Annotated in this window: 9 protein-coding genes; 8 read left to right on the forward strand and 1 reads right to left on the reverse strand. The window is 64.1% G+C overall.

Going from position 1 to position 11,108, the window contains the following annotated elements; translation table 11 throughout:
• Positions 1-145: 145 nt before the first annotated feature.
• On the reverse strand, positions 146-937 hold the full coding sequence (locus FJ950_RS02200) for a cyclase family protein (protein WP_023772618.1): 792 nt from the start codon (positions 935-937) through the stop codon (positions 146-148).
• 118 nt (positions 938-1,055) lie between these two features.
• Between FJ950_RS02200 and FJ950_RS02205 the strand changes: the two genes are divergently transcribed.
• The 8 genes from FJ950_RS02205 (at position 1,056) to FJ950_RS02240 (ending at position 11,031) form a co-directional block, all read left to right on the forward strand.
• Positions 1,056-2,630, forward strand: a complete 1,575-nt coding sequence (locus FJ950_RS02205) for an NAD(P)/FAD-dependent oxidoreductase (RefSeq protein WP_140614828.1) — start codon at positions 1,056-1,058, stop codon at positions 2,628-2,630.
• 112 nt (positions 2,631-2,742) lie between these two features.
• Positions 2,743-4,272: an ABC transporter substrate-binding protein gene (locus tag FJ950_RS02210; protein WP_140614829.1), complete on the forward strand. Its 1,530-nt coding sequence runs from the start codon at positions 2,743-2,745 to the stop codon at positions 4,270-4,272.
• 89 nt (positions 4,273-4,361) lie between these two features.
• Positions 4,362-5,369, forward strand: coding sequence for an ABC transporter permease (locus tag FJ950_RS02215; RefSeq protein ID WP_140614830.1), 1,008 nt, complete (start codon positions 4,362-4,364; stop codon positions 5,367-5,369).
• Positions 5,362-6,210, forward strand: a complete 849-nt coding sequence (locus FJ950_RS02220; RefSeq protein WP_140614831.1) for an ABC transporter permease — start codon at positions 5,362-5,364, stop codon at positions 6,208-6,210. Before FJ950_RS02215 ends, FJ950_RS02220 begins: the two co-directional genes overlap by 8 nt.
• Positions 6,207-7,085 carry an ABC transporter ATP-binding protein gene (locus tag FJ950_RS02225; protein WP_140614832.1) on the forward strand — a complete coding sequence of 293 codons (879 nt, stop codon included), beginning with the start codon at positions 6,207-6,209 and terminating at the stop codon, positions 7,083-7,085. The genes FJ950_RS02220 and FJ950_RS02225 overlap by 4 nt, the downstream gene beginning before the upstream one ends.
• Positions 7,078-7,914: an ATP-binding cassette domain-containing protein gene (locus tag FJ950_RS02230; RefSeq protein WP_140614833.1), complete on the forward strand. Its 837-nt coding sequence runs from the start codon at positions 7,078-7,080 to the stop codon at positions 7,912-7,914. The genes FJ950_RS02225 and FJ950_RS02230 overlap by 8 nt, the downstream gene beginning before the upstream one ends.
• Before the next feature lie 80 nt (positions 7,915-7,994).
• Positions 7,995-8,594, forward strand: a complete 600-nt coding sequence (locus FJ950_RS02235) for a VOC family protein (RefSeq protein ID WP_140614834.1) — start codon at positions 7,995-7,997, stop codon at positions 8,592-8,594.
• 142 nt (positions 8,595-8,736) lie between these two features.
• Positions 8,737-11,031, forward strand: coding sequence for a bifunctional salicylyl-CoA 5-hydroxylase/oxidoreductase (locus FJ950_RS02240; RefSeq protein ID WP_140614835.1), 2,295 nt, complete (start codon positions 8,737-8,739; stop codon positions 11,029-11,031).
• Positions 11,032-11,108: the final 77 nt, after the last annotated feature.

Below are 11,108 nucleotides of genomic sequence, written 5' to 3' on the forward strand. Positions count from 1 at the left end.
GTGCTCCCCCGCTTTGGTGGATGATGTTCAATTGCGCGCGGTAGCGTTCCTTGGCGTAGAGCGGCAACCTCACGAGGTCGCCGCGCCCACTTCGTCATCGCGGTACCGTTTGCAGCCATGATCTTCTCCCGAAGACCGCCTCGCTCTATTTCCCCGGCACCAGCGCCAGCGCGCGGATCGGGCTGCCGGTGCCGTGCTCGATCTTGAGCGGCGCCGCGATCAGGATGGCGCCTTTCGGCGGCAGCTGGTCGAGATTGCAGAGGCTGGCGAGGCCATAGCGGTTAGCCTTGTGCATCAGCGTGTGCGCCGGGAATGGCGGCTCCATGCCGCCGGCCTTGCCGGCATCGGTGCCGATCGTCTCCGAGCCCCAGCCCTTGATGTCCTTGCTGATCAGGAACTGGATTGCTTCCGCCGTCGGGCCGGGCGTATGCGGGCCGGTCTCGTTGGCGTTGAGGAACTCGGCTTCCGAGCCGTTGCGCTTGTACCAGTCGGTGCGCATCACCACCCACTCGCCGGCATTGATCGCTCCATGCTTGGCCTCCCAGGCCTTGATGTGGTCGACGGTGAGCAGGAAATCGTGATCGGCGGCGGCCTCTTTCGAACAGTCGATGACATTCACCGGCCCGATGAAATTCTGCGCCGGAATGGTATCGGTGGCGCCGTCCGGATAATCCTTGCCGCTGATCCAATGCTGCGGCGCGTCGAAATGCGTGCCGGAATGCTCGCCGAGCTTCAGCCAGTTCCACGCCCACCATGGACCGTTCTTGTCATAGCGGGAGATCGAGTGGATCTCGACCTTCGGCGTGTCGACGGCAAGCTCCGGCGGCAGCTTGATCAGCGGTGTGTCGGGCCCGAGCGGCGCCGTCAGGTCGACCACCTTAATGGCGCCGGAAAGAAGCTGGCCGGCAACTTCGCCGAGGAGTTTCTGGGTATCCATGGTCTCTGTTCCCTCTTGTCTGACATGATCAAGGCTCGTCTCGGCCCTTAATATCCTACTAGACGAAAACATATGCATCTGCAATTATCTTTAAGCATAAAGGAAATGGGAACGGGGCGTGAGCGAGTTCGACGCCATCTTTGTCGGGGCGGGCCACAACACTCTGGCATGCGCCGCGCATCTGGCGCTCAAGGGCTGGAAAACCGGGGTTTTCGAGCGCAATACAACAATCGGTGGAGCCGTCCAGACCCGCGAATTCACGCTTCCGGGCTTCCGCCACGATTTCGGCGCGATGAATCTGAGCCTGTTCGCCGGCTCCGCCTTCCACCGGAAATATGCAAATGAATTGAAAGCGCAGGGGCTGGAATTCGCGCCGGTCGCCGATTGTTTCGCCAGCGCGTTCCCGGATGGACGCTGGTTCGGTGTCAGCAACGGCCTGGAAAAGACCGCCAGCCGCATGGCGGCCTTCTCAGCCGCCGATGCCGCGACGTGGCGAGGGCTGGTTGCTGGCTTCCCCGCCGAAGCCGAGCATTTGTTCAAGCTGCTGGGCTCGCCGATGAGCGCCCGGGCGCTTGCAAGCACCGCCTGGAATCTGTGGCGCAAAAAAGGTGTTTCCGGCGCGCTCGACACCGGCCGGCTGTTGCTGTCGTCGCCGCGTGCCTGGCTGGAGGAAAATTTCGAGTCTCCACACATCAGGGCGACGCTCGCCACCTGGGGCATGCATCTCGACTTCGCGCCCGACATCGCCGGCGGCGCGGTGTTCCCCTATCTGGAATCGATGGCCAACCAGAGTTTTGGCATGGTGCTGGGCAAGGGTGGCGCCGACACGATCATCCGGGCGCTGGCCGGCATTGTCACATCGGCCGGCGGCAGGATCGTCACCGGCGCCGATGTCGCCGAGATAACCGTCTCCGGTGGCAAGGCGACCGGTGTGCGGCTTGCTTCCGGCGAGACGCATACGGCCACCAAGGCGGTGATTGCCGGCGTCACGCCCAAGGCGCTGGCCGGCAAGTTGCTGCCGGTCGGTTCGGGCGACGCCGGCTTCGACATGGCGATGCAAAAATTCCGCCATGCGCCGGGCACGATGATGATCCACCTGGCGCTGGACGACCTGCCGGACTGGCGCGCCGGGGCAGAGCTTCGACAGTTCGCCTATGTGCATCTGGCGCCATCGCTCGAGCAGATGTCGCGCACCTATCAGCAGGCGATGGCGGGCGTGCTGCCGGACGAGCCGGTGCTGGTCGTCGGCCAACCGACGGCGGTCGATCCGTCGCGCGCGCCTCAAGGCAAACATGTTCTGTGGGTGCAGGTGCGCATGCTGCCCGCCGAAATCGCGGGCGACGCCTCGGCCAGGATCGCACCAGCGCATTGGGACCAGGTCAAGGAGGCCTATGCCGACCGCGTGCTCGACATCATCGAGACCTACGCACCTAGGCTGCGTGCGAAGATCCTCGGCCGCGCCGTGTTTTCGCCGATCGACCTCGAGCGCGAGAACCCGAACCTCGTCGGCGGCGACCAGGTCTGCGGCAGCCATCATCTGGCGCAGAACTTCTTGTTCCGTCCGGCGCGCGGCTATGCCGGCTGGGACACGCCGATCAGCAATCTGCATCTCACCGGCGCCGCGACATGGCCCGGTGCCGGCACGGGTGCCGCCTCGGGCTTCATGCTCGCGCAACAGCTTGGCGGGAGGTAGGCCAGACGATTTCATGAAGGCGACGAGAGGCAAGCGCTGCTGCCGACGAAGCCCGAACCAATGACCGGACGAAGCCGCGCAAAAGACAAATAAACCAACAAGGGGAACGACCATGACAATCAACAGACGCGAATTACTGGGATACAGTGCCGCGGCACTTGGTGTGGCCGCTGTCGGCCTGCCCAAGATGGCCAATGCCGCCGCCGGCGAGTTGACCATCGCCTATAATGTCAACCTGCCGTCCTGGGACCCGACCACCGGACCGTCGGCCGTCAACCCGACCATCCAGGGCCTCTACCAGTCGGTGTTCGACCAGTTCATCCCGCAGAAGCCGGACCTGTCCTTCGCGCCGGGCCTGCTCACCGAATGGGGCTGGAACGAGGACCGCACCAAGATCATGATGACGGTGCGCGAGGGTGTAACCTGGCATGACGGCTCGCCGTTCACGCCCGAGGACGTGGTCTGGTCGTTGCAGCGGGCGGGCGATGAAAAGACCGGCAACCCGATCCAGTTCGTGTGGAAGAACGTCAACAATTTCAAGATCGACGGCAACAAGATCACGGGCGATGTCGTGCAGTTCGACCCGGTCTATTTCAAATGGATGTCGTTCCTCACCGGCTACATCATGCCGAAGGCCTATTACGAGAAGGTCGGTGCCGAAGGTTTCGAGAAGGCTCCGATCGGAACCGGCCCCTACATGGTCGAGAAGTTCGAACGCAACGCCTTCCTGCGGCTCAAGGCCAATCCGAAATACTGGGGCGGCAAGCCGGCATTCGAGAACGTGACGATCAAATTCGTCACCGACGCGGCGAGCCGTGTCGCCGAGATCGAATCCGGTTCCTCGCAGGTGACGCTCGAAATCCCCTATGAAGAGTACGACCGGCTGATCGCCAAGGACGGGCTTGCCGGGTCGATCAAGAATGTTTCCGACATCGGCATGATCTTCTTCAACGACATCGAAGCGATGCTGGACAAGAACGTGCGCCAGGCGGCCGTCATGGCGGTCGACAAGGAGCTTCTGGTCAAGCGGCTGCTGCGCGGCTATGGCCAGCCGCTCGCCACGCTGGAAACGCCGGAATACGCGGCCTACGATGCCTCGATCAAGGTCGAGCACAATCCGGAAAAGGCCAAGGAACTGCTGGCCGCGTCCGGCTACTCGCCGGAGAAGCCGGTCAAGTTCACCATCCAGACGACCAAGGGCTTCAAGCCCAAGGACTATGAAATGATCCAGGCGATCGTCGGCATGTGGCGCAAGGTCGGCATCGAGGCCACGATCGAGGTCTACGAGATCGCCAAGCACTACGAACTGCGCGCCGCCGACAAGCTGGCGCCGGCGGCCTTCTACAACTGGGGCAATGCCATCGGCGACCCAACCACCTCGACCGGTTTCGCCATGTATGGGCCGAGCCCGCACTCGGTGTGGGACAGCCAGGACCTGATCGACATGATCAACCCGCTGTGGGGCGAGAAGGACGAGGCTAAGCGCATCGCCGGCTGGAAGGCGGTGGACAAATACATCGCCGAGCAGGCCTATGTGCTGCCGCTGATGCAGTATGCGCAGCCGATCGTGCACGCGAAGGGCGTCAACGTCGTCCAGCACGTGTCCGGCGCGCTGCTGCCGGCCCTGATGACCCCGGCCTGATACCCGCCTGGGCTTGCCGCGCGCCGTCCGTAGCGACGGCGCGCATCTTCTATCGGCATATGAGCCTGCGGGCTCCTGCAAAGATTTACATGCTCCTGCAACGATTCCTGATCCGTCTGCTGACGATGCTGATCACGCTGTTCGGCGTGGCCGTCGTCGTATTCGTGGTCATCCGCGTCGCGCCCGGCGATCCGATCGCCATGATGCTGCCGCCTGGCGCCACCAATGACGACATCGCCCGTCTGCGTGCACTCTATGGGCTCGACAAGACGATCGTACAGCAGTTCTTCATCTGGCTGTCCGGCGTCGTCAAAGGCGATTTCGGCACCTCGATCTCGCTGCGGCAAGACGTGCTTGGCCTCGTCTTCAACCGGCTGCCGGCAACGCTGGAGCTTGCCATCGTCGCGCTCATCATGGCGGTGGCGATCGGCGGCACGACGGCGATCCTGGGCGCGCGCGAGCGCGGCACGGCGGTCGAGGCCGGCATCGACATCGCCAGCGGTGCCGCGCTTTCCATCCCCGATTTTCTCTGGGGCCTGGTGCTGATCCTGTTGTTCGGCGTGCTGGTGCCGATCTTCGACATTTCCGGCCGCGTGTCGCCGCAGCTCGACCTGCCCTTCGTCACCCAGTTCTACTTCTTCGAGAGCCTGCTTCGGCTGCGCTTCGATCTCACCTGGGACCTCTTGAAGCACATGCTGATGCCAGCCGTGGCGCTGGCGCTGCCGCTCGCGGCCATCATCGCGCAGCTACTGAAGCAGTCGCTGAAGGAAGTGCTCGACCTCGACTATGTCGTGCTGGCGCGGGTCAAGGGGTTTTCGGAAACGCAGGTCATCTTGCGCGAGGCGCTGAAGAACGCCGCCTTGCCGACACTGACGCTCATCGGCGTGCAGTTCACCTTCCTCATCGGCGGCACCGTCATCGTCGAGCGGCTGTTCTCCTATGAGGGCCTCGGCAACATGGCGATCGACGCCGTCATCAACCGCGACCTGCCGCTGATCCAGGGCATCGTGCTGGTCTTCGCGCTGCTGTTCGTGCTGATCAATCTCGCGGTGGACATGATGTATGCGCTGCTCAATCCGAGGCTGCGCCATGGATGAGGCACGCATCATCAGGCACGGATCGAGCCCGAGGCTGTGGCTCGCCGGCGGCTGGCTGCTGCTGGCGCTGCTGGCCGCGATCTTGGCGCCGCTGGTGGCGCCGCAGGATCCGCTGGCGCAGGATTTGATGCTGGAGCGTCTGCCGCCGTTCTGGCTCGATGGCGCCGAGCCCGGCTATTGGCTGGGCACCGACAGTCTCGGCCGCGACCTGCTCTCCCGGCTGATTTTCGGCGGCCGCATCGCCTTCATCGTTGCTTTCGCGGCGGCCATCGCCGCCTGCGTGGTCGGCTCCACATTAGGGCTGGTCGCGGGCTATTTCGGCGGCTGGGCGGACCGCATCATCTCGCGCATCGTCGACATCTGGATGGCCTTCCCGCCGGTGCTGTTCGCCATCCTCCTGGTCGCCGTGCTCGGCACCGGCTTGAGCTCCGTCATCCTCGCCATCGCCATCATCGACTGGACGCGTTTTTGCCGGGTCATTCGCGCCGAGGCAATGGGCCAGTCACGCATGGACTATGTCGAGAATGCCCGTATCGCCGGCTATGGCCGCTTCGGCATCATGCTGCGCGAAGTGCTGCCCAATGTGGTGCCGTCGATCGTGGCGCTGCTGTCGCTGGAGATGGGCATCGCCGTCATCGTCGAGGCGATCCTGTCCTTCGTCAACCTGTCGATCTCGACCGACGACCCGACCTGGGGCGGCATCATCGCCGAGGGCCGGCTGTCGATCCATCAGGCCTGGTGGGTGCTGGTCTTCCCGCTGATCACGCTGATCCTCACCGTGCTCTCTTTCAGCCAGTTCGGCGAAGCGCTGAAGACGCGTTTCGACCCGGTGCTGCGATGAGCGCCTGTCTAGACATCGCCAACCTCAGCGCCGTGCTGGCCAACGGCCAGCGCGTGCTGCGCTCGGTATCGCTCTCGGTACAACCCGGTGAAGTGCGCGCGCTTGTCGGCGAAAGCGGCGCCGGCAAGACGATGATCGGCAAGGCGGTGCTTGGCGTGTTGCCATCGAGCGTGCGCATCGTCGAAGGCGATATGAGACTCGAGGGCGAAGACCTCGGCAAACTCCCGCCAAAAGCGCGGCGCACGCTGATCGGCGCGCGCACGGCGCTGATCCCGCAGGATCCGCTGACCGCGCTCAACCCCTCGCGGCGCATCGGCCCCCAGATGACCGACCGTCTGGTGCGCATCCTCGGCTGGAGCGGAGACAAGGCCGATCAACGTATCCGCCAGTTGCTTGATGAGGTGCAGATCCGCGACCCGGACCGTGTGCTGAAAAGCTATCCGCACGAATTGTCCGGCGGCATGCGCCAGCGCGTGCTGATTGCCGCCGCCTTTGCCGCCGAGCCACGGCTGATCGTCGCCGACGAGCCGACCACGGCCCTCGACGTCACCGTGCAAAAGCAGATCCTGCGGCTGATCGCGGCGTTGCAGCGCGAGCACGGCACGGCGATCCTTTTCGTGACTCACGATCTCGGCGTCGTCGCCAAGATCAGCCAGAAAGTGTCGGTGCTCTATGCGGGTATGGTGGTGGAAGAGGCCGAAACCGCGGCGCTGTTCGCGACACCTCGGCATCCCTACACCCGAGCACTGATGGCTGCGACGCCGCGCTATACCGATCCCTTCGCGTCGCTGAAACCGGTGGACGAGACGGTACTCGCCGGGCTCGCCGCCGAGATTGCTTCCGCCGACCAGGCCTGGGGGCGTCAGCATGGCTGAGCCGCTGTTCTCCGTGCGCGGGCTGAAGGTCGCGCTGCCCGACATGACGCGCAAGCCGCTGATCGGCCGTGCACCGCTGGCCGAGATCCTGACAGGCCTGGATTTCGACCTGCCCAAGGGGTCGGTGACAGGGATCGTCGGCGAATCCGGATCGGGCAAGTCGACGCTCGGCCGCGCTTTAGTGCGCCTTCTGGAGCCCAGCGTCGGCAGCGTCCGTTTCGAGGGCCGCGACATCACCCATCTGCCGGAAGCGGAACTGCGGCCACTGCGCCGCGACCTGCAGATGATCTTCCAGGATCCGATGTCGTCGCTCAACCCGCGCCGCACCATTGCCAGCATCATCGCCGCGCCGCTGAAGCAGAACGGGCTTGGCGACAATCTGAAATCCCGCGTCGCCGAGGCACTGCAACGCGTCGGCCTGCCGCAAAGCTTCGCCAGCCGCTATCGCCACGAATTGTCGGGTGGCCAGCGCCAGCGCGTCGGCATCGCCCGCGCGCTGGCGCTGTCGCCGAAATTCGTGCTGGCCGACGAGATCGTCTCCGGCCTCGACGTGTCGACGCAGGCGCAGATCCTCACCTTGCTGGAGAAGCTTGCAGCGGAGATGGGCCTGACGATCGCCTTCATTAGCCACGATCTGTCGGTCATCCGGCGGCTGTGCCGGCAGGTGATCGTCATGCGCGAAGGCAGCATCGTGGAAGCGAGCGCCACCGACGCGCTGTTCGACAATCCGCGGCAGAGCTACACGCGCGACCTGCTCGCCGCCATTCCGCTGCCGGAAATCGACGAGGGCTGGCTGGACATTCCTTCCGCCGGCAAAGCGCCGACATGAATGCTAACGCACGCCGAAAAGCGGGCCTCGGACGTGCGACTGGCCAATGACAAAGCCCCGCCAATGGAGGAGAAGCTGACATGAAGATGATAATCCGAAGTGCGACGCTCGCGGCCGCTATCCTCGGCAGCGCCGGCATGGCCTCGGCGAGCTCGATCCCCGGCATGCGCGGGCACGACCATACCGGCATCACGGTTCCCGACATGAAGCAGGCGGTCGACTTCTTCACCGAGGTCGTCGGCTGCAAGAAGGCGATGTCGTTCGGCCCGTTCGCCGACGACAAGGGCACCTTCATGCAGGACCTGCTCGGCGTCGATCCGAAGGCTGTCATCGAGCAGGTCACCATGGTGCGTTGCGGCTATGGATCGAACATCGAGCTGTTCAAATATACCGCGCCCGACCAGAAGGATCTGACACCGAAAAACAGCGACATTGGCGGCTTCCACATCGCCTTCTATGTCGACGATGTCGCCGCGGCCAAAGCCTATCTCGATGGCAAGGGCGTGAAGACCAGGATGGGGCCGCTGCCGGTCAAGGAAGGACCCGCCGCCGGCCAGACCATCCTCTATTTCCAGGCGCCGTGGGGACTGCAACTCGAGGCGATCAGCTATCCCTCGGGCATGGCCTATGAGAAGGATGCCGAGACCGTGCTGTGGAGCCCGAAGAATCCGGAGAAATGATCTCTCGCGGCGCGCTTGCAGGATGTCCCGGCAAGCGCGCCACCCACGCTCGCATAATCATTTCGATATAAAACTTTAAGCTTGAAATATCCTACCTCCGGCGCGATACTGAGGCATAGCAAGCGAAGAGGAGATCGCACGGATGAAGGTTGCGGTTCTCGGCGGCGGACCAGCCGGCCTCTACTTTGCCATTTCGATGAAGCTGAGGGACGCCGCGCACGACGTGACGGTTTTCGAGCGCAATCGCGCCGACGACACGTTCGGCTGGGGCGTGGTCCTGTCGGCCGAGACGCTCGACAATCTTGCTGAGAATGATCCGGTCAGCGCCGTCTGGATCAAGAAGCATTTTGCCTATTGGGACGACATCGCCGTCATCCATGACGGCGTGCGCACGGTCTCGTCGGGGCACGGCTTCTGCGGCATCGGCCGCAAGCGGCTGCTGGTCCTCTTGCAGCGCCGCGCGCGCGAACTCGGTGTCAAGCTGATGTTCGAAACCGACATCGCCGATCCCCGCCCTTATATGGAGACGCATGACCTGGTCGTCGCCGCCGACGGACTGAACTCAAGGGCGCGCAACACGTTCGTCGATATCTTCAAGCCCGACATCGACACCCGCAAATGCAAATTCGTCTGGCTCGGTACCAACCAGAAATTCGACGACGCCTTCACCTTCATCTTCGAGAAGACCGAGCATGGCTGGGTGTGGGCGCACGCCTACCAGTTCGACAGCGAGACCGCGACCTTCATCGTCGAATGCAGCGAACAGACCTGGGCCGCCTTCGGCTTCGGCGCGATGTCGCAGCAGGAGTCCATCGCGGTGTGCGAGCGCATCTTTGCCAAGCATCTTGGCGGCCACGCGCTGATGACCAACGCCAACCATATCCGGGGCTCGGCCTGGATCAACTTCCCGCGCGTGCTGTGCGAGCGCTGGTCCTACAAGAATCTGGCGCTGATGGGCGACGCGGCGGCCTCGGCGCATTTCTCGATCGGCTCCGGCACCAAACTGGCGCTGGAAAGCGCGGTGGCGCTGGCCGATTATGTCGAGATCGAACCGGACCTCGAGGCCGCCTTCCGTAAATATGAGGACGCCCGCCGCACCGAGGTGCTGAAGCTGCAGTCGGCGGCGCGCAATTCGCTGGAATGGTTCGAGGAGGTCGAGCGCTATCTCGGCCTCGATCCGGTGCAGTTCAACTATTCGCTTTTGACCCGCTCGCAACGGATCAGCCACGAGAATCTGCGACTGCGCGATGCCGAATGGCTGGGCGGCGCCGAAGAATGGTTTCAGCGCCAGGCGGGTGCCGGTGGCAACAGGCTGCGCCGGGCGCCGATGTTCGCGCCGTTCAAGCTGCGCGACATGCGGCTGCAAAACCGTGTCGTCGTCTCGCCGATGGCGCAGTACAAGGCCGTCGACGGCTGCCCGACCGACTGGCATTTCACCCATTACGCCGAGCGCGCCAAGGGCGGCGCCGGGCTCATCTATATCGAGATGACCTGCGTCAGCCCGGAAGGGCGCATCACGCCCGGCTGCCCCGGTTTCTACGCGCCCGAGCATGAGGTGGCGTGGAGGCGACTGGTCGACTTCGTCCATACCGAGACCGAAGCGAAGATCTGCGCGCAGATCGGCCATTCCGGCGCCAAGGGTTCGACCCGGCTCGGCTGGGAAGGAACAGACGTGCCGCTGGCATCAGGCAACTGGCCAGTCATGGCGGCATCCGCCGTGGCGTGGTCGCCGCAGAATCAAGTGCCGAAGGCGATGGACCGCCCCGACATGGACAGAGTGCGCGACGAGTTCGTGGCTTCGGCGCAGATGGCCGATCGCTGCGGCTTCGACATGTTGGAGATCCACGCCGCCCATGGCTATCTCCTGTCGTCCTTCATCACGCCGGTCACCAACCGCCGCACGGACGCCTATGGCGGTTCGCTGGAAAACCGCATGCGCTATCCCCTCGAGGTTTTCCACGCGGTGCGCGCCGCCTGGCCGGCGCACAAGCCGATCTCGATGCGTATTTCTGCCAATGACTGGGTCGGCATCGAAGGCGTGACACCCGCCGACGCGGTCGAGATCGCGCGGCTGTTGCATGAGGCCGGCGTCGACATTTGCGACGTCTCGGCAGGACAAACTTCGGTGCTGGCAAAGCCGGTCTATGGCCGCATGTTCCAGACGCCGTTTTCCGACCGCATCCGCAACGAGGTCGGCATGGCGACGATGGCGGTCGGCAACATCTACGAGCCGGACCATGTCAATTCGATCCTGATGGCCGGCCGCGCCGATCTGGTGGCGCTGGCACGGCCGCATCTCGCCGATCCCTACTGGACGCTGCATGCGGCGGTGACGCTCGGCGACCGTGGCGTCAAATGGCCGGATCCCTATCTGCCCGGCCGCGACCAGATCTACCGGCTGGCCGAGCGCGATGCGGCGGCGGGGCTGAAAGTATGAGTGTTTTTCGTTCGCCACGCTGCCCCTCATCCGCCTGCCGGCACCTTTCCGCAGCATGCAGGGGGGCGTCGCGCATG

It is taken from the genome of Mesorhizobium sp. B2-3-14 (assembly GCF_006442175.1).
In the GTDB taxonomy this organism is placed as follows: Bacteria; Pseudomonadota; Alphaproteobacteria; order Rhizobiales; family Rhizobiaceae; genus Mesorhizobium; species Mesorhizobium australicum.